The 21,150-nt window shown below is 33.3% G+C and carries 14 protein-coding genes; 7 read left to right on the top strand and 7 right to left on the bottom strand.

Annotation, left to right across the window (positions count from 1 at the left end):
- Nucleotides 1-17 precede the first annotated feature (17 nt).
- From NNL09_RS03185 to NNL09_RS03175, 3 genes are all read left to right on the top strand, one after another.
- Nucleotides 18-1,292, top strand: a complete 1,275-nt coding sequence (locus tag NNL09_RS03185) for a DUF4374 domain-containing protein (protein ID WP_035094505.1) — start codon at nucleotides 18-20, stop codon at nucleotides 1,290-1,292.
- Between the two features lie 85 nt (nucleotides 1,293-1,377).
- Complete coding sequence (locus tag NNL09_RS03180; protein ID WP_025662989.1) at nucleotides 1,378-2,097, top strand: DUF4198 domain-containing protein; 720 nt, start codon at nucleotides 1,378-1,380, stop codon at nucleotides 2,095-2,097.
- Nucleotides 2,098-2,115: 18 nt separating this feature from the next.
- On the top strand, nucleotides 2,116-2,769 hold the full coding sequence (locus NNL09_RS03175; RefSeq protein WP_196909096.1) for a class I SAM-dependent methyltransferase: 654 nt from the start codon (nucleotides 2,116-2,118) through the stop codon (nucleotides 2,767-2,769).
- 115 nt (nucleotides 2,770-2,884) lie between these two features.
- Here NNL09_RS03175 and NNL09_RS03170 read toward each other — a convergent pair whose 3' ends face one another.
- Nucleotides 2,885-3,706 carry a dolichyl-phosphate beta-glucosyltransferase gene (locus tag NNL09_RS03170; protein ID WP_196909095.1) on the bottom strand — a complete coding sequence of 274 codons (822 nt, stop codon included), beginning with the start codon at nucleotides 3,704-3,706 and terminating at the stop codon, nucleotides 2,885-2,887.
- 332 nt (nucleotides 3,707-4,038) lie between these two features.
- Here NNL09_RS03170 and NNL09_RS03165 point away from each other — a divergent pair, with 332 nt between their 5' ends.
- From NNL09_RS03165 to NNL09_RS03155, 3 genes are read left to right on the top strand one after another with little or no spacing between them, the layout of a single operon-like run.
- Nucleotides 4,039-7,128 (top strand): hypothetical protein, encoded by a 3,090-nt coding sequence (locus NNL09_RS03165; RefSeq protein ID WP_196909094.1) that lies wholly within the window; start codon nucleotides 4,039-4,041, stop codon nucleotides 7,126-7,128.
- Complete coding sequence (locus NNL09_RS03160; protein ID WP_231389141.1) at nucleotides 7,128-8,363, top strand: hypothetical protein; 1,236 nt, start codon at nucleotides 7,128-7,130, stop codon at nucleotides 8,361-8,363. Before NNL09_RS03165 ends, NNL09_RS03160 begins: the two co-directional genes overlap by 1 nt.
- Nucleotides 8,363-9,907 (top strand): cellulase family glycosylhydrolase, encoded by a 1,545-nt coding sequence (locus NNL09_RS03155; protein ID WP_317193926.1) that lies wholly within the window; start codon nucleotides 8,363-8,365, stop codon nucleotides 9,905-9,907. The genes NNL09_RS03160 and NNL09_RS03155 overlap by 1 nt, the downstream gene beginning before the upstream one ends.
- Nucleotides 9,908-9,998: 91 nt before the next feature.
- Here NNL09_RS03155 and NNL09_RS03150 read toward each other — a convergent pair whose 3' ends face one another.
- The 6 genes from NNL09_RS03150 to NNL09_RS03125 all read right to left on the bottom strand — a co-directional run bounded on the left by NNL09_RS03150 (nucleotide 9,999) and on the right by NNL09_RS03125 (nucleotide 18,500).
- Nucleotides 9,999-11,216 carry a glycosyltransferase gene (locus tag NNL09_RS03150; RefSeq protein ID WP_196909092.1) on the bottom strand — a complete coding sequence of 406 codons (1,218 nt, stop codon included), beginning with the start codon at nucleotides 11,214-11,216 and terminating at the stop codon, nucleotides 9,999-10,001.
- Nucleotides 11,217-11,465: 249 nt separating this feature from the next.
- Nucleotides 11,466-11,765, bottom strand: coding sequence for a hypothetical protein (locus tag NNL09_RS03145; protein WP_196909091.1), 300 nt, complete (start codon nucleotides 11,763-11,765; stop codon nucleotides 11,466-11,468).
- A gap of 26 nt (nucleotides 11,766-11,791) precedes the next feature.
- Nucleotides 11,792-12,088 carry an STAS domain-containing protein gene (locus NNL09_RS03140; protein ID WP_025662981.1) on the bottom strand — a complete coding sequence of 99 codons (297 nt, stop codon included), beginning with the start codon at nucleotides 12,086-12,088 and terminating at the stop codon, nucleotides 11,792-11,794.
- A gap of 102 nt (nucleotides 12,089-12,190) precedes the next feature.
- The gene (locus NNL09_RS03135; RefSeq protein ID WP_370540748.1) at nucleotides 12,191-13,453 is read right to left on the bottom strand and encodes an oligosaccharide flippase family protein; all 1,263 of its coding nucleotides are present in this window, start codon (nucleotides 13,451-13,453) and stop codon (nucleotides 12,191-12,193) included.
- Nucleotides 13,454-13,569: 116 nt separating this feature from the next.
- Nucleotides 13,570-17,598, bottom strand: coding sequence for a DUF4114 domain-containing protein (locus NNL09_RS03130; protein ID WP_196909090.1), 4,029 nt, complete (start codon nucleotides 17,596-17,598; stop codon nucleotides 13,570-13,572).
- A gap of 95 nt (nucleotides 17,599-17,693) precedes the next feature.
- The gene (locus NNL09_RS03125; protein WP_035094503.1) at nucleotides 17,694-18,500 is read right to left on the bottom strand and encodes a glycosyltransferase; all 807 of its coding nucleotides are present in this window, start codon (nucleotides 18,498-18,500) and stop codon (nucleotides 17,694-17,696) included.
- Nucleotides 18,501-19,107: 607 nt separating this feature from the next.
- On the opposite strand from NNL09_RS03125, the gene NNL09_RS03120 reads away from it, so the two are divergent.
- Complete coding sequence (locus tag NNL09_RS03120; protein WP_317193925.1) at nucleotides 19,108-21,147, top strand: tetratricopeptide repeat protein; 2,040 nt, start codon at nucleotides 19,108-19,110, stop codon at nucleotides 21,145-21,147.
- Nucleotides 21,148-21,150 lie beyond the last annotated feature (3 nt).

Here is a 21,150-nt window from a genome sequence, read left to right as displayed (position 1 = left end):
TATAAAATCATATCATAATGAAAATAATAAATTGTATTAAATATTTGATGTTGCTAGCAGCAATATCAATACTAGCTACTTCTTGTAGTAGTGACGACGACGGAGGGCCTGTTATAGATCCAACCCCAACTTCTACTTCAAAATATGTAGTTGGTTTTCAGGCACTTCCTGTAGGGGACGCATCTCCGGTAGACTATATCTTAGAATTGCCATCATTGGCATCACTTACAACTGGTGAAATCTCTGTAGAAGGACAAGGAACACCACTAAAAGGTTGGAGGTTTTTTCATAACGTAAAAAATACAGTTTTTACTGCAGGATATTCTGATGATGACAAATGTATTGCCTATGGATTAGACAAAGACGGTAAATTAATAGAAAAAGGAAATTTTGCATTTCAATCAACTTTAGATAACTATTCAGCGATAGATGATAAAACACTATTGGCTGTAGAACTTACTTATAGTGGATTATCTGATAAGAGATTTCATATTATAAATGCAGAAACAGGTAAACTAGAAAAAATTGTTGAGCATCCTATTGATATTGATAAAGGAGATGGTACTGCAAAAAATCCAGGAACGATTCCTTGGGTAACAGGTATGGTTTTAAGAGACGGAAAACTGTTTGTTTCTTATCATAAATGGATGGCCGATGGTTCTTATGTGACACCAGATGTGAATAGAGCTTATGTTGCAGTTTTTAAATATCCCGAATTCGAATTAGAAAAAATAATTTATGATGATAGAACTAGTCCGATAGGAGTTAATGGGCATAGCACAGGGATCGAAAAAACAGAAAATGGAGATATTTATTCGTTTTCTACTTCAGCATTAAGTGCTGGTTTTACTTCTGCTACAAAACCTTCAGGTATTTTAAGAATAAAAAACGGAGCTACAGAATTTGATAAAAGTTATTTCTTTGATGTAGAATCTGCACCTAATGGAGGAAAATTATTCTGGATGGATTATGTGGGAGACGGTAAAGCAATCGCTAGAATAATTATAGACGATACTGTTGGGCCTTGGGGCGTATTTAAAGAAACAGGAGATTTTTTCAAGCTGGTTATTATTGATTTAGAAAATAAAACCGTTACCGATGTACAAGGAATGCCAACCCATGCAAACCGATATACATCACCGATGTATGTAGAAGATGGTAAAGCATACCTTAGTAGTTATGCAGGGACAGAAACACATGTGTATATTGTAGATCCTAAAACAGCTACAGCCACCAAAGGTGCTAAAGTACAAGGATTAGCACTTAAAGGAATTTTTAAAGTAACTAACTAATCTAATCTTTGTGAGAAGAAACACTCCTGAACAATTTGGTTTAGGAGTGTTTTACATTTTTAATCAAAGTATAAAGCAATAAGAAATGAGAAAAATAACAGGATTAGTAATTCTATTATTACTATGTACTACAAAAACTTTTGCGCACTTCTTTTGGATAGAAACCAATCCTAATGGAATGATAAACCAAGAGCACGAAATACGTGTGTATTTTGGAGAATTTGCTAGCGGAGTTGCAGAAAAAACAGATGGTGAAGTATTTCAAAACGCACAACATTTTACACTTTGGGTTGTGGATCAACAAGGGAATAAGATAAAACTAGAGACCAAAGCAAAATCAGCTTATCATGTAGCTAATTTTACTCCAAAATCCGAAGGTACATATTCTATCGTTTTAGATAATAAGAAATATAAGGTTTTAGATTATACTCAATATGATTATGGTATTTTTAGACCACAATACCATTCGGTTGCTAAGGTAGAAGTAGGAAAAAATACGACACATAAAACGGTTGCCATAAATCCTGAAAGTATAGCGATAGTTGATCTTTCTACAACATCTAAACAGGCTAAACTTCAAATACTTTTTAAAGATAAACCTCTGGCAGAAGCAGAAGTTACAGTATTCATAAAAGAGGATTGGTCAAAAAAAGTAAAAACCGATAAGAACGGAATGATAACATTTGGTTTGCCTTTTGAAACCCGATATGTGATTGAAGCAACACACGAAGATAAACAACCAGGAACATATGATAGCGTAGCATATCAATTTACCTGGCATTGTGCAGTATATACTATCAATTAATTTATATTAGAAAAAGCTATGACCGAAAAAGAGTTGAAAGCAATAGCATCCCAATTAAGTTGCCCTAGTGGAGATTCTGGTCTGGAAATAGCAAAAAAAATGAATCAGTCTAATTTAGGGATGATCCTTAATACGATTAAGAGTTTAAAGCTCGAAAAAGAGAATCATGTTTTAGAATTAGGACATGGTAATGCTATTCATCTTACTGAAATTCTAAAGCAAGCAAACGACATATCTTATGTTGGTTTAGAAATATCAGAATCAATGAAATCTGAATCTGAGAAGCTCAACAAAAAGTTTGTGAAAAATAACCAATCTATATTTTCACTTTACGATGGGAATACGATTCCTTTTTTAGATCATTATTTTGATAAAATACTGTCGGTAAACACAATTTACTTTTGGGAAAAACCACTCTTTTTATTAGCAGAAATTTATAGAGTTTTAAAAAAAGATGGGGTGTGTTCTATAGCATTTGCTAGCATGGATTTTATGAAAACACTACCTTTTGTAGATTCAAGGTTTGAATTGTATGATGCTAATAAAGTCAAAACTTTGGCAAATAAAATACCATTCAGATCAATCGAAATTATTGATAAAATAGAAACTGTCGAAAGTAAATCGGGAGATATGGTGAATAGAGAATATACAATCGTAAAATTTACTAAGTAACTATATTAGCCGATGCAAAAAAAGAGAGAACATACTTGTATAAAGTATGTTCTCTTTATTGATAGATATATTTAGGGGCAATTTCGAGTCAAATTTTGTAAGGTATTCTTATACCTTAGGCAGCTAAAGCCGGAGTAGCCATTCCGTATACTTCTATTGTAGGTTCGGTAATTTCTTTAGAAAATGAAACCTGTAAAGATTGAAGTATATTATAGTTAAACCATATCGATAATAATCTGTAAGGAATTTCTAATGAATCTTTTAATCCTAATTTAGAATCTTCCATATGAACCCATCTTTTAAGAGGTTGTTCATAAATCTTATTCATAATTTCGGTTTTACCGAAGTGTTTTTTCATTTTTATAAACATTTCTACATCAAATAACCATCTGCTAAAGAAATTTTTGTTAAAAATCACAGGAACCAGGTCTGCTTTGAACACTTTGGCTCCACATTGTGTATCTTGAATAGATAATCCCAAAATGAATACAATAAGAATATTAATAAGTTTTGAAATCATTGCTCTAATACCATCTTTTTTGATATCATCTGAAGCGTTTTTAGCTCTCGATCCAAAAACAAAACTTAATCTTTTATTTGTTTTTAATGTTTTTAAAAGTCCGTCAAAATCTTCAAAATCTGTAGATAAATCAGCATCAATAAAACCAATAAATTCTATATCACCTCTACTGTGTAAGTATCTGGCACCTGCTCTTACTGCTGCAGCCTTTCCAGAATTTTTTTTGATATCAATAACACTTACTTTAAGAGGGTTGTGAGATTGAATCTTCTTTAATACTTCTACAGTGTTATCCTTACTTCCATCATTTACAAAACATAAGTGGAAATCGTTTTCCTTTTGTATAAAGTTTAAAAAAGCAGTTACATTTAATCTGTTTTCTTCGTTATAGCATGGTATGATAATTCCTGTTTTCATAATGGTAGTATTTTGAGGTTTATACTCCAAAAGTAGCCACGATTTGCGCTGTACGAGAAGGTATTTCGATGAGTAGAATATTGCTGTCGGTGAATGGTTTTTATCGAAAGACATACCATTCGTCTATAGCTATATTAGAATGCTGGGATTCTTGAAAACCAATGTTTTGAGGATTGTGAGATTACTTTGAAAAGGTTGTAGATTTCAATAGAAGTCTGATTTGTAGTCAATCAGAACCGTAAACTGCTAATTTTTAATTTGCATTCTTTTCAGACTTGTTCTAAACCGAAACCTTTATCGTATATTTAAATCGAAAACTATGGCGAGTCTTTATGGATAAAACCACAAATAAGTATTTGATAAGTGCATTACTCATCGGAGTGGTTTTTCATGGTACCACCATTTTTTTTACCCTAGAGTCTACATATGATGCATTAATTCATCTATTTTTTGGAAATCATTATGCCAATAATTGGTTCGAACCCTGGAACTATAGTTGGTATACGGGGTTTACAGTAATGGGATATCCACCATTAGTGCATCAAAGTATTGGATTGTTCTCTTATATTGGTGGGCTTAAATTTGGTTTGTTTACTGTGGCTATTATAGCTATCATTCTTTTTATTACAGGAATATATCGTTTTGCCTTAGTGCTTACCTCTAATAGAAAAGTTGCAGGATACACAGCTATACTTGCAGTGTTCTCTTCCGCTTTTATAGAAACACTACATATTTTTGGACAATTACCCAGTATTATAGGATTGTCTATCCTGTTGCATGCGTTACCCGAAATTTATCTATGGCTTAAAATCGGAAAATATAAATATTTATTAAATGCTTTGAGTCTAATAGCAGTTACAGTGACTTCTCATCATGTAACCCCAATTTTTGGAATGGTGTTCTTTATTTTTCCGTTAATAGGTATGGTAATCATGGATGTTTCTAGAGAAAAGGTAGGTTCATATAAAGAAATTAGATTTTTACTGTTTTTACAAAGTTTTCTTTCACTTTTTAAAAGAATTGTAGGTTTTGGTTTTGGATCGCTACTACTTATCATTGTTTGTATTCTTCCGTATTGGATTAATACTAAGAATAACCCAATTACTCAAGTCCCCATACCGCATGGGTCGAGAGATAATTTTTTAGAGGTCACTTCATCAGGATTAGTGTTCTTTTTGATTCCGTGGGGAGTTTTACTATTCTTATTACCCTATATATGGTATCGATTTTACAGTAAACGATATTTGTTTTTTGGGTTATCGATAACGCTTTTAACAATTTTAGGAACAGGGGGGACAACGCCAATCCCCAGAATGATGTTGGGAGACAATGCGTTTAATATTCTTACATTAGACAGGTTTACCCTATGGGCTTCTATTATGGCTTTACCCATGTTTGGCGAATTTGGTTATCGATTTATAGAAGGTGATTTAAAAGAAAAGATTCAAGAAAAATACGGAGGTGTCTATCATAGGATTTTGGGGGGGCTATTTACCGCAGTTCTTGTTTTTATGACACTTTTTACAATGAGTCTGGGGTATTTTAGACCTTCGCAGCCACAAAAAATCAAAATGTTGCCCATCTTAAATTTTTTAAGCCAGGATCAACACGATCACTGGAGATACCTTCCTTTGGGGTTTGGAGATCAGATGGCGTGGCTTTCTGCTCAAACTAATGCAATGACGGTTGATGGCAATTATCACTCTGCAAGGAGATTACCCGAGCTAACGACCAGGGCAGTAGAACGACTAGAAAATTCAAAATTTAGAGGTGTAGAAGGCATTGGTTCTCTGCAACAATTTCTTACGGTTCCCGAGAAATATAATTTAAAATATGTGTTTTCTAACGATAAGTTTTATGACCCTATTTTGTATTTCTGTGGTTGGCAGAGGTTGCGGCAATTAGAAAATGGGATTATGGTTTGGGAAAAGTTAAATGTTCCTCCGCTATCCAGTATTTTACCCAAAGAGGATGTTCCTATGTTTCAAAAATTAATGTGGAGTTTGATTCCGATATGCACTGTATTACTAGCATTTATTATTAATGTACAGTTGATATGGATACACGCTTTAAAAGCTAAGCATAAGAGTTTTCCTGTATATTTTAAGTTTGGAGTACACTATAAGGAATTTCAAAAATCAGTTTTTAAAGCATCTTACCTATGGGGGTTCCTAATGTTAATTATTATAGGGTATGGTTCTTATTTGATATATATAAAAAATGTAAAACAAATAAGTCCCGTTAATGTAACAGAAGCATATTATGATGCATTAGATTTTAAAGAATTTAAAAGAGCATATTCTTATCTGGATCCAAAAAGTGATAAGACGGTCGATCAATATATGTTAGAGGTTGCCGTAACAGATGGTTTATTGAGTTCGTATGCCAAAATGGATGCAATTAATGTAAGTATTACTACTCAAACAGATAGTACTGCCAGAGTTAAAGCCATTACACATTGGATCACTCCATTAGAAATAATAGATAAAACATTCTATCATGAGTTGGTGAAATATCATAATAAGTGGTATGTAAAACCATTGCCATATGATTTAGATATTCCTCCTGATCAGTTGTTTGCAGAAAACATCACGGCTTTTTATAATCATGGAAGGCGTAGAATTAGTTCAGAACAGACCTATCATGAAGATGTTCTTAAACAACCTGTATTAGAGGTACTATCAGCAAAAATTGTTGAATGTAGTGATCAATATAGCCTGATAGGCGAAATACAAAATGTTGATAATATACCAGCCGATGTTGTAATCACTGGTACATTGTATAATGGTAAAGATGAAAAGTTAGCTAGGTATAATGCCAAACACCAAATGAAACATAAATTAATGCCTAAGGAAATTACGAGTTTCCGTATTAATTTTGAAGGAATTGCCTGGATAAATAAAGAAGATCATAAACCAAAAACGTTTGACCCCGATCAGTTCACAGCAATGAAATTTGATGAAAAGCCTGCTAAATTTAATTTGCAATGTGCAGGAAATGTAACCACAGTAGATTTATATAAAGGCGTTGCCATAAATGAGCTTTCTATAAAAAATGATCATGTAGAAGGAGTCTTGTTTAACTCCGGGCTAGAAGAGGTTACCGTTCCTTTACTATTAGTTTCCTATTACAGTAAAGATCATGAGCTAGTGTGGGTCGATCATCAATATTTACCAGAAGGTATTCGCCCACAACGCAAACAATATTTTGATTATCAGTTATTGGATTTATCAGGCGTACAAACTATTAGTAAAGATTTGAAGAACGTTTTTGTAAATGGGTTATTAAATACTTTAATTAGTAATAAAGTAGTTCCTAGCAGAAAAGTTGAACACCAATCGGTACAATTTATACCAATAGAAGGAAAAGGATTTAGTTATATTAAGTTTGAAATTAATACCTATATCGGAGCACCAAACTAATGAAGCTAAAAAAGAAACATATTATTCTATTGTTTTTGGGAGCATTAATTTGTGCTATAAGTATTGCTTTTACGACTGTTCTAAAAACACAAGATGAAATTTCTGCAGTGTTAGTAACCAAAGAAAGAGTATTTGAAGCAGGAAATCCTATTGTGTTAGATTTTAAGCTTAATACATCTGTTCGAACTCAACTTTTTATACATTCCTCTTTTGGCAGCAATGTGATCGATCCCGATACACATGATACAGCTCGTTTTACCGTTCCAGAGTTTATGGCTAAGAAAAAAGGGTTAGTATCGTATACCTTACTTGGTGAGTCGGGGAGTTTATATGAAGGCGAAATACGTATTATATCTAATACCAAAACAAAAGTACATTTAGAATCCTATATAGGACCTCCTAGTATCATAGCGGGGGGAGAAGATTATACCATGCAAATTATCGTTTCTACAGATTCTTTTGATAATCCATTGCCGGATAGTACTGCAGTATTGATTAGGCATCAATTTTTAGATATAGAAAAAGAAAGGATATTACAGAGCAAAGATATGATCGGTTGGGCAAACATATTTTCTTATGATCAATCAGGGCGAATATTGTTGTTTTCGAAGGTTGGCAAAACAGTTTCTAAGGAATTTTCTGTTGAGGTATATCCTTCACTGCCACAAAATTTTGAGATTAGAAGTAATCGAAAACATGCATATGCAGACGGTAATCAAATTACCGAGCTTATTACATCTATCATAAAGGATGAATATGGTAATATAGTAAGTGATGGTTCTCTTGTAAAATTTGTAATTAAAGATGAAAAAGGGCAGCTATTACATACACAGGGAAGTACAGTTAATGGTCAGGCAGTAGGTAAAATTTTGCATCCCGATCATAAAGATACGTGGCAGATTAAAGCCTATGTGCCGGGCATGGCAGAGAGCAATATACTAACCATAGCGTATACCCAGGTTTTGGATGATTTTGAAGTGAAATTTGACAACGATAATAGAGAGATTACTATTGGACCCCTGATAAGTTTTATGGAACAATTAATCCCCGACGGTACCATAGTAAAGATGGATATTTTTAAGGATAATCAAAAAATAGATACCAAAGTTAAAACTTCTTCACATGGGTTGGTTAGATTCCTGTTACAAGATGGGTTCTATGCTTCAGGAAATTACGATATGCAGATCAAAGCTTTAGGAATACAAAAAGAATTTAAGAATATAACACTAAAATGATGGGTTGGAATAGAAATATATATAGGTCATTCATCATTATTTCCTTTGTTGGAGTTATTATACTAATGCTTTTTGGTATCAGTCAGACATTATCCTATCTTACTACGGGAGCAGATCGAAGTTCGATGCTACATCTGGCTTTGCATAAAGAACAAGTGTATTTACCTAAATTAAAATGGAAAGATACTATCAATCCCGGGCGACCTATAGAAAAACAAACACTACTAGAAATAGAACAAGATTACCTTAATGCATGGTATATACGTAATACAGCATATCAAACTAATACACCAAAAGGAATAGATGATTATTATACCAAAAGTGCACGAAAACACATTTTTGCATCACTAATATCAAACAAAGAAAAAAATATTGCTATACATAGCACAACAACTACTCATAATGTAGCACTAGATTTTTATAGTGCAGATGGCCAATTAGCAGTTATAACAGATACTGGTGTAAAAGAATATCAAAGGGTTTATCATGATCATGAACTGTTATTAGAAACAAAATTACAATCTGACTATCAAGTATTGTTAATGCTAGAAGACGGTTTTTGGCGAATACGCCATATGGTAAAAGAAAAAAATCATTCACCAGATCCAGTAACACAAACCAGTAGGTCGGTTAAAGTTATGGGAGACAAAATATTTGTTGAAGATGAAGAATACCAGATCAAAGGGATTAATTATTACCCACAGAAAACACCATGGGATATGTTTGGTGATGATTATGATATTAATGTGATTGCTACAGATTTCGATATTATTAAGAACGCAGGCTTAAATACGATACGAATTTTTATACCCTATGAAGTTTTTGGCAAAGCTAAAGTAGAGACTGAAAAATTAGAAAAACTTAAACAAGTATTAGATAAGGCAGAAGCCAAAAACCTTAAAGTTATTGTTACACTATTTGACTTTTATGGAGATTACTCTGTATTGGATTGGACATTAACTCATCGTCATGCAGAACAAATTGTAAGTGTTTTTACAAATCATAATGCTATCCTTGCCTGGGATATAAAGAACGAACCTAATCTGGATTTTGATACCAGAGGAAAAGAAAATGTATTGGCCTGGCTAAAAGAAATGATCTACCAGATCAAACAATTTGACCCTAATCATTTGGTAACAATCGGGTGGTCTGATACAGCATCCGCTGGCTTACTACAAAATGAAGTAGATATTATTTCTTTTCATTATTATCTGGATATCGATACCTTTTCTGAAGCGTATACTGCAATGAGTACAAAAATTGAGAAACCTATGGTTTTACAAGAATTTGGATTATCCTCTAATAGAGGGTTTTGGAGCCCTTTCGGTCCCTCAGAAAAAGGGCAAGCTAACTATTATAAACAATTTCAAGAGATTATTAAGCAAGATAATATCCATTATCTCTCCTGGACCTTATATGATTTTGATGAGGTGCCTAGTACTGTGGTAGGCAAGCTGCCCTGGCGAAAACATAAGCAAAAACACTTTGGATTTATAGATCGTGATGGCAACAAGAAACCTGCTTTTGAGTACATAAATAAATAAAAAAACACTTGTACGAGATACAAGTGTTTTTACAGTTATGACAAATCATTAAGTTTGGGGCAATCCTGCCAGTATATCGGCAGAAGTATTTTTATAAAGAAGCCCCTTTGTATGTCTTTTCAATTTTGCGTGCTTTACTTTTTTTGATAGCATTAAACTGCTCTAAATACATTGCTGTGATTTTACTCATTGGTAGGGCAGTTGCTGCCTTATAATTTGCTTGCCCCAAAGCAGTGCGATATGCAGGATCCAATACTATTTTTTCTATAGCATCAGCCAGACTGTCTACACTTTCTGGATTAAAGAACTCTCCCTGGTAGCCTTCGTCTTTTACTAATAAACTTAGATCTCCCAAATCTGGCATAACCACTGCTTTGCCGTAACTTCCTGCCTGATGTAATACTCCAGAACTTCCTGTTGTAGAGGTATAAGGAAATACGACCATTGCACTTTCTGCAAAGATTCGAGGTACATCTGCTTCTTCTACATAACCGGTAAAAGTGAGTTGAGGTACATCTGCATATTTTTCTTTCATCGATTGCAAATACCCAATAACATTAGGATTGTCTGTTCCGGCAATTACAATCTCTAAATCAATATTTGTTCTGGATCGTATTTTTTCTACCGCTTCAATCATGATTTCTACTTTCTTGTAGGTGCCAAATTTACCAAAAGTCATAATCTGCAGTGGGCCTTCGGGAAGCGTGTATTTTGGTTCTTCAGGTAACTCAAACGTCCCATGAGGAATCTGTACTACATTTTCGGTTTTATATTTTGCTTTTAAGATGTGAACATACTTGTCAATGGTAACAGCAACAATATCGGCAGATAAAATAAACCGGGTGAGTGTTGTTCCTATAACATTATAGATTTTTTGTAAGACTTTATTTTTTGTAAACCCAGAGCTTTCAAGATCTACTTGCTCCATAATATTATGTAATAGAACTATTGTGGGTATGTTGTTAAAGACACAACGTTTGGGTAATAATAAACCAAGCGCTGCAGCTATTTTTTTGTCACCAAATTTCATAAACTGAAGATTGAACAATACTGCATCTGGACGCATTTGTTTAATAGCTTTCATAACAGAGAAGATATTACTATAACTATTAAATTTCCAACATTGTTTAACGACTACATTACATCCTTGTTCTTCAAAAACGGTATCGGCATCTTTGGGAGATACATCGGTTAATAAAACAAGCTCAGATACCTCGGCATGTTGTCTAAAATGTTTTACCAGGTGGTATGCATATTCATTTAAAGTCACCTTACTAGGCGGATACGCCGTTACAATTGCTAATTTCATCTGTTGAATTTTGTATTCTTTTTTAGAAACAGACAGAGACGAATTAAAATCGAGTAGAAATCTTGTTGGTTAACAGGTTTCAAGATTTTAGGACGAATGGGGTACGTCTTTACTTTTTTAATATAATAAACTACAATTTATAATAACCTGACAACAAAAACAACTGAAACATAAGAAGAATAACTATAATGTTGTCGATTAGAAAGAGTTTTGTGTGTGTTACAGATACAAAACTTATATAACTAGAGGTTAGTAATTTTCTCTAAAAATATGATCTGCTTTATTTTTTTTGAAAGCGTTTGCTATTACATTATTTTCTTTTCCTAAAACAAAAAGTATTTTACTTCTTCTATTGGCTTTTGCATAGATTTCTTTTAAAACTTTTATTGCTTTTTTGTCGATTTTTTTTACTTTTTTTAAAGACATGACTACTTCTTCATAATGATCTAATAAGTAGTTAAAATGATCTTTTACTAATTCTGTATTATCCAAAGTAAAGTTTCCTACGATTTCAAATGTTCCTGAGGTATGTATTATTTGTAGTTTCATGATATTTTATATTTGGGGGTTATGTTTTATACGAAATCACTTCTTAGTATGTAACTTACTTTACCAAAAGCATTACTTATTTTTTTGTTTTCTTTTCCAATGATGTAAAAAATCTTGTTGCTTTCCATAGCACTTCTAAATAATTTGGTCAATACTCTAACACCTGAAGCATCAATTTTTTTAACCTTATCAATACACAATATCACTTTATCAGAATTGAATAATAACTTCTCAAAATGATGCTGTAGCGATTTGGTATTTTCTGCCACAATACTTCCTTTAATTTCAAAAATCCCTTGGTTTTTAGTAATTTGTAAAGCCATAACTTCTTGTTTTATAGGTTATTATTATTTCAAAGATGGATCATTTTTTTTGCATCTCTACGCTAAATCTGTTGAGTTGCAAGTATCCTTCGATGAATTGATTTAATTGTTCGTTGAGCCTTTTTTAGATATCTTCTGATAGCTTAAAAAAAAGAAGACCTGAAATATGAGAAGAATAGCCATTGCTATTATTTGCATAATAACAATATCAGATAATGTGTCGTGAAAGAATATGATAAGTACCACTTGCGAAACCCCAAGTAACGCAGATAATACAACTGGTATATATTGATCTAAGGATAAAAAATAATAGGCAAAAATGTTAGAAATAGCAAAAAGCGAAGTTGCGATTGCATATTTCCACAGTAGTGGTGCAACACTTAAATATTCTGAGCCAAACATGATATTGATCACGAATTCGGGAAACAGGTAACACCCCAGAACAATTGAAGCCGAAAGCAATGTGATATAGAACACATACTTAAACAAGATAGGAGCATGAGATTCTCCTTCTTTTTGTTTTTCTACCACTTTGGGTAATAGTAACATTACAAACATCCAGGCAACAAAATAAACGACTCTGCCAATCAATGCTAAGGATGCATATAGACCTGCCTCATAAGTTTCAAAATAATGTTTAACCATCAGGATGTCACTATTGTTGATTATGATTTGAGTAAGCTCATAGAAAGCTGTTAGTAAGAAAAACTTAATGATATATTTAGATTCTGCAGATGGTAGTTTATGTTTTTTTGTGATCTCTATATCTTGAGAACGAAAAGGTAACAACCCAAACAAAAAAGAAATTGCAATACCCAAAGCAACTAAAATAGAAGATTGTAAACCTAAGGTGTAAATTAAAATAAGAGTAATAACCAATCTGCTTAGCATCTCTCCCTGGTAGGTAATTGCAAGGCTGTCAAACTTTTTACTGCCCTGAAACACTCCTCTGTTAACACTCATTATAAAATAAATAGGGACACCAATCCCAAAAATGGTAAACATAGCAGAGGATTGAGTATTAAAAAGTAGCTGAAGTTGTTTGGAGAAAATAACTAAGAGTGCACCAAAGACAACCCCGATACTACTTGAATATTTATAAATAATATTGATAAAACTTTTAAATATTGAATCCTCAAAAAGAACAGAGAATTTGGCGGTAGATAGCTGAAATGTCATCGCTATAAACGATAAAACCAAAAGAAAAGTAATTAATAATGCTGCATCTGCAAATTGTTCGGGACCTAAGATTCTTCCTAATATCAGGTTATATAGATAATTCCCTCCATTAACAATGATAACGCTGATCATAAATTTTTGTTCAGCACTCAATTTTTTTAAAGCAGTATTAAGAATCATATTCATAAAGTTAGTTTTTAATTTTCCAACCTTTACATTTTATTCTAAAAAAAATCTCTTTTTTATAAAGCCACTATACCACCTGTTTTTTTAGGTAGTATAGTGGTTTTTATTAACTATTGCTATTGTATTAAAAAACTTCCCTCGTATCTTTTCTTAAAGTCATCTCCTCTAATAATATACTTATACACTCCTTGCTGTAAATTCTTGGCAGTAAACGTAAAAGTATCCGATGGGGCTGCTATACTTCCTAACTCTTCTTTTTGTACAACTCTACCCAGCATATCGATTACAGAAATTGTAATTTTTTGATTTACTGTAGGCATTTTGATCGTTGTTTGTGTCCTGAATGGGTTAGGAGAATTATGTATAACAGTATTATTATCTGTGGTTAGCGCAATGTCCTCGATATAATCATTATTAATAATTGTAGCATCACTACCTTCCTCATCGGTAGTGTCATCGGTATTTTCTTTCTCCTTGGTAAAAGCAAGTTTAGCAACTTCTAGATTAAAAAGAACAAAGCTTTGGTAATCACCCTGAATAGAAAATACCACACTTCTTAATTCATCGATAGAAACACTTTGTTTTGCTTTACTCGAAAACTCTGAAAAAGGAATGGTATATGTTTCTTTTGTATCACTTGCTTTTATGGTATATCTAAGTCTGTCATTCCAGTTTACAAGATCTTTGGTTACTAAAACTACTTCTACATCTCTATCTGTATATAATTCAAACTCAACTGCATCATACTCAGAAACATTTAGGGTTAGATCACCACCAAGAATATTTCTAAACAAGTTCACGGTTTCTTTAAGGTTACCACTTACTTTGGCATCTCGTTCTACTTGATAATGCCCTTCTTGCGTGTCACTGTTTTTATTTTTTATGATTTCAAAATTAAATACAGTAGCTCCCTGCTCAAGAAAATCGATACCCCATGGACCATCTGCCAGGTATAATACATCTGCTGTATTGGGATTATCTCCCGTAATTGCAAATCCAATATCAAATAAGTATCCGGTTTCTACAGTAATAGTTTCTTGATATTTACCAGATAAGGATATCGTTTTGGTAATTAGTTCTTCTTTAGAAAGTTCGGTAACTCTTTTGTTTCCTCTGAAATTGAACTGACTTACTTCTGATTTATTTACAATATCCAGAACAAGTTTACCATCTCTATAAAATCCTTTTTGTACAAATACAGATGGGATATTATTGGGGATAAAAGTTTTACCTAATGATTTTTGTTCGATCAATTTATCGATAATCGTATTTGCGATAGTTGCTACCTGTGGGATAGAACCACCCCAAATCTGGAAGTTAAGGTAGTCGCCTTCTGGATATTGATCGATATTCCATAAGCTATATAATTCATTTTGAAACTCATCTATTCTTACAGAAAAATGTAAGGCTTGTTCGACTTCTCCGGTAACTCTTCTGATTTTGGTATTTACCAAAGTATGATTTCGAATCGTTAATGTTCTTATATCTTCTAATACAGAACCATTAAGTCTATCACAGATCGTTTTAGAATGATCATAAACAGATCCTTTGGTTGCCATTGCCAGGGCAGCTCCAACTCTCTTATTTTGATTGTAGTAGTCTATCGAAAATACCGCTGTAGCATTGGTTATACCAATTAGATCGTCTGGGCTAGAAACAAAAGATGTTTCTGTTCCTGTAGCACCGGTTGTTGGGAAATAAATACTTAAATCTTGGTTATTACCAGACTTGTATGATTTTTGACCCGGAGCGAAACGTTTCTGTAATTTCTTTTGATTGTATACGTTGTTTGTTTTTGATCTTAAAAAATTTCTTTTGGCAATTAAACTAGCCAGGTCACCATTACTTTCTAATCCACCGTCGTTTCCAGAAGTTACAACACCTTCTTCTGTTAATTCTGGGATGTTTGTAGTTTTTAAGGAGGAGTATTGATCAGCTTTGATATGAAAAAGAACATCATTAAAATCGTGATCTGCTCCCGGATAGTCTCTTCTAATATCTTCAAAACCAAGTACGATACTCTCATTTGCCGTATCAGCAAGCAAGATATTATGTGGTCGTAGGGCTTCATCACATTCTGGATTGTAATCAGGATTAGAATAGATTTGCCATAACCCAGAGTCTACGGTGCTACCATTCCAACCGTCTACAAGTAATACCCAGCCAATACCAGTATCTGCTGCAAAACTTCCTATGTTTACAGTGTTACCAGCATTTAATTCACCATTACTACCTGTTTTAGAAGCATTAGGAAATACAATAGTTATATCTTCTGGGCTAGGAGCCGCAGCAGAAGGACTATTGATATCATAGGTATAAAAACCTAGTGTATTTTTATAATTTGTGTTTTCACCAATAAAAGTTACAGAAACATTCGTTGTACTTTCAATAATAACATTGGTGTCATATCCCGAGTAGATATAATTCGGGTTAAGATTTGGTACAGAATTTCCTTCTGGTAATGCGTTATCGATTCGTGTGAGATAATCAGAAGCGAGTGTTTCGTTTGTTCCCAGATAGTCTGGCGTTCCGTTACTATTGTATGTTCCTGGGTATTGGTATCGCTGACCAATACTTAGTACAGGAAAACTGCTTGGAGTTTGGTTTCCGTTATCAGAATCAAATACAGTTTCTTTTAAATCAAAATTATCATCTAAGCCATCCTGATCAAAATCATTTCCTGCGGCAACTGTATCAGCAGTACCATCACTGTTAGTATCATACCCATCTACGGTATCCAAAGTTCCATCATTATTAGAATCGGTATCCATAAAGTCTGGATTATCAGTACCATCAGTATTTACATATCCTTGGGGAGTACCACCATGATCTGGATCAAAAGCATCGTCCATACCATCTCTATCCTGATCAGAACCAGAAAGGGTTACGAAACTTGCGCTGTTTTGCCCTTCGATAAGATCAATAATACCGTCTTGATCTGCATCAATATCGTATGGATCATAAATTAAGTCACCATCGGTATCGGTAGGGTAGAAGGCAACTCCGGTTTGATCAACGTCTACTATGTCTGCAATTCCATCAAGATCAGAATCCACAAAATTATCATCTTCAGAATTAAAAAAACCATCTCCATTGGTGTCATAACTTCCTAGTCCGGCTTCAACGATATCAAATATCCCATCGTTATCACTATCAAGATCCAATGCATTAGGAACTCCGTCACGATCAGTATCAAAAGCCAAAGACACTCCACTATTACAGGTGTTACCAAAATCCGGATCCAGGTAATTAAAAATTCCATCAGAGTCATCGTCTCCATATGGGTCTATTCCACCACCTTCAACAACATCAGGGATTCCGTCACCATCGGTATCTTTATCAAAAGGATCTAATACTTCATCTTTATCAGCGTCTATAGGAGATACTCCAACTGCACATTTAAAGCCATCATTAGAATTTGTTACTTCTGTATTGTTTAATAATGTAGCATAAGGAGTAGCAGACTCATAGTCATTTACTAAATACAATCCACCTTTATTACTAGATACATATAATCGGTTACTGGTGTCGGTATAACACGCACCAAATGTATGACTAGGTAAATCTGTAACAGACTTATAACTAAAAGCAGGTGTAGCTGTTGTAAGATCCCATTTATACACATTTCCTTTGCTACCGCCATATAGATTACCATCTATAAATACGATATCTGCACAAGTACTTGGTGAAGCCTGATCAGATACTACAATCTCAAATGTAGGAGATGAAGAACCATCATAGCTTTGAAGATTGGTAATCTTATGAAAAGATTGTTTGTCGAGTGCGTTTTGAAAAACCCATAGATTTCCTTCGCTATCTACATCGGCAGCATAACCACCACCAAAAGAAACACCTCCGTTTTGGGCCACAGCGCCTAGATCTACTACAATGTCTGTTCCGATACGTAATAAATGCTTATCGCTATTTCTAATCGCATATAAAAAGTTATCTACAGGGTTATATCCTCCCGCATTGTACGCTGTATGCGTATGAAGAGGGTCTGAGTATGTTCCTGTTATCGGGTCGTATGATCGTAATGCTCCAGAAATTACCTGATAAAATTTTCCCTCGTTACAATCAAAAGATTGTTGGGCATACGTAATATTCGCTAGGAGAATTATCAAAAGGATAATGATCTTTTTCATAGTATATACTGGTCGTATGTATTAAAACTAATACAGACGTTTTTTTGATAGTTAAAATAGATTTTGAATTAAATTTTGCTTAAGAAGAAAAGTAGTTATCTTACCATATAGTAGTTTGTTTTAAGGTTGAAAATATCTGAGGCACTTTTGCTATTTGTTTTAATTTTGAAGTAGCTAAACCAAATCATTAATAGATTGATCGGGATAAGAAAAGAATCTTTTAATGTTATTTTAGAGCCTTCTACTTCAATCCAACTATCTAGTGGTTCTTCACTAATACAGTTTAACAGATCTTTTAACCCTACATGTTTTTTTAATCGAAGAAAGATTTCGATATCAAATAGCCATCTGCTTATAAATCGTTGACTATATACATTTTCGATGATACTTTTCTTAAATACTTTTGCACCACACTGTGTATCTTTAATAGGAAGCTGAAGAATAAATCGGATAAAGAATCCAACAAAGTTTGATAAGAGCTTTCTAATTATATTTCTTTCAATATTGTTTGCTTCTGCTGCTTTTCTAGAACCAAAAACCATGGTTAGTTTTGGATCACTATTTAGTTTCTTTACTAAGTTGTCCATTTCTTCTAATGATGTAGAAAGGTCGGCATCAAGAAAAGCAATATTTTCTATAATGTCTATATCTGCTAGGTAGTTTGCTCCGGTTTGTACTGCGGTAGCCTTACCTTGGTTATGTTCGAGATCAAGTACTGCTATCCTTTGTGGATCAAACTCTTTGAGCTCGCACAACATTTTTAAAGTGTCATCAGAACTGCCGTCATTTACAAAACATAAGTGGTAGTTAGAATTTTTGCTTAAGAAATCGCAAAACTTTTTTTGATCCAGTCTATTATATTCATTATAGCATGGGATAATAATTCCGGTAATTTTCGTCATTTTTTTTAGATTTTGGGACATACTTCCGGGGTAGTAGAAGTATTGGTTTTTTAATACTGGTCTTTATTATTTTTTTAGACCTTAATCTTTTAAAACATGTTAAACATTCTTCTGGGGATTTTTGAAGACTATTTTACATTTTGACGAATTTACTGTAATCTCGAATTGATGCTAAGCGCTAGTTATCAATTCGTTGTAAAAGTAATATTGGTTTTTGAAATTTGGTTATGGTAAAACCACAAAATATTTACGCAAATGCCAAAAACAGTGTATTTCGTCGATTAATCGACATTTTTTACTGAAATTTTAACATTTTTTGATTTAAAAAAGAAGGTAAAGTACTACAAGTGTTAAAGAAAAAAATGATTTTTCGATTATTTTAATGTTAAAAAAAGGGGGTTTTTCCCCTGTTTTTCTCCTTAATTATTTAAAATTATGTTAACGTCGATACATTTTTTGTTAAATGAATCCAGGGTAGAGATATTATTTTTATAAAACTTATTAAGTTTTTGACTGCTGTTTTTTTAGTTATTCTTACTTTAACGATGTTAATCAACTATTACACAAAATAATGCACCTAAAGTCATTTTTTATTAGCCTTATATTTTTGTTTTCATTTTCACTTCTATTTGCACAAGATATGCAAGAAGGGTTTACGTATTTAGAAACCGGCAAATATGATAAGGCAAAATCTTTTTTTGATAAAATTCTAAAACAATATCCCGATAACAAAACAGCACGTTTGTGTTACGGAAGAGCAGTGGGGTTACTAGGAGATTCGCAACAGGCGGTATCTATTTTTACAGGGCTAAAAAAAGAATATCCAGATGATTTCGAAATTAAACTAAATTATGCCGAATCACTACTCTGGAATAGCCAGTTTGCCAAAGCTGAAACGTTTTATGAAAAATTGATTAAAGAAGATAGTAAAAGCTTTCCTGCAGTATTGGGGTACGCAAATACACTTTCTAATCTCAAAAAATATGAAAATGCATTAAAGATGGTTAACAATGCATTACAATTACAAGAAGGAAACCCCAATGCTCTGTTATCACGCAAATATATTCGTCTTGGGTATGCCAATACCATTGCACAAGACAAAAAATATAATGAGGCCATTGCATTATTAGATCAAAACCTAATTGATTTTCCTAATGATAAGGATACCCAGTTAAACAAAGCAAACCTGTATCTCATGACTAATGACTTAGATCATGCAGAAAAAGCATATACTGCTTTGGCAGTTAATCCTAAGGATAGTATTATATCGCTAAATGGCCTGGCTCTTGTAGCGCATAAAAGACATAAAGAGAAAAAAGCATTAACTATAGCTGGTATGGCGATGCATAAAGTAAAAAAGTTTAAAGAAGATAAAGAGCTCTACTTATCTACACGAGAACGATATATACAAGCGCTATTATGGAACAGGAAATTTGCCGTAGCAAAAGAAGATATAGCCCGATTACAGCAATTATATCCAGATCATCCAAGAGTACTGGCTTTACAGGCTACTCATGGGATGTATACCAGTAATTTTAAAACCAGTCTTCAAAAATACGATACGATATTAGAAAAAGACAAGGGGTCTTTTGATGGTAATTTAGGAATAGCAAATGCATATAGAGCTGTGGGGGAGGATATGAAGTCCTATACATATGCCTTTAAAACATTAGAATACTACCCAAAGCAACAAGATGCAGAAAAATTGATAAAGACATTAAAGAAATCACATACCCCATTTATCGAAGAGAAAACAGCATTCACTTTTGATAACGGAGATAATGAAGCCGTAAATATTACAGTAAAGACCGAGATTCCTCTGTCTGCCAAATTCAAATCAGAGATTCAATACGATTATAGAACTACAAAAAATACAGTAACCAAAAATGAAGCCACTTCTCACGATTTTTGGCTGGGAGGAGTATATAAATTTAATGGAAAAGTTTCTCTACAATCCAAAATAGGAATCACTAATGCCGATGGATTTACAACCGAATATACAGAATTAGTTGCCGAGGCGATAGTAAAGACAAAACCTTTTAAACTTCAAAACTTAGATGTTGGATATAAAAGAGAGTTGCAAAATTTTAATGCAGATTTATTAAACCGGGAGATTGTAATGAACAATTACTTTTTGAATTATAACCTGGGGACCAATTTTAATTTGGGGTGGTATACCCAGTATATCTATACTTCTCAAACCGATGATAATAGCAGAAATCTACTTTTTACCTCTTTATACTATACGGTACTGCAACGACCTGTTCTAAAAGTAGGTATTAATTATCAATACCTTTCTTTTAAGAATCAGGTGCCTGTAATTTATTTTAGTCCTGCACGGTTTAATTTGGGAGAGCTATTTGCAGAAGTGGTAAGTGACCCACAAAAAAAGTGGTTTTATAATGCAAGTGCAGCTTTGGGTCGACAATTTGTAGAAGACGACCCGGGTTCATCTACTTTTAGAGCAGAAGGAAAATTTGGATATCGGTTTTCAGAACGATTTAAAGCAGATGTCTATGGTAAATATAGTAATATTGCTTCGGCTACGGCAGCAGGTTTTGAGTATGTAGAATTTGGATTTAGATTAAAATGGTATTTCTTAAAAAAACCAATTTTTGATAAAAAGATTATGGAGTTACAAAAATAGCAC

Origin of the sequence: Aquimarina sp. EL_43 (genome assembly GCF_943422735.1) — a bacterium.
In the GTDB taxonomy this organism is placed as follows: domain Bacteria; phylum Bacteroidota; class Bacteroidia; order Flavobacteriales; family Flavobacteriaceae; genus Aquimarina; species Aquimarina megaterium.
The sequence above is the reverse complement of the archived record's forward strand: the minus strand, read 5'-3'. Positions and strand labels throughout refer to the sequence as shown.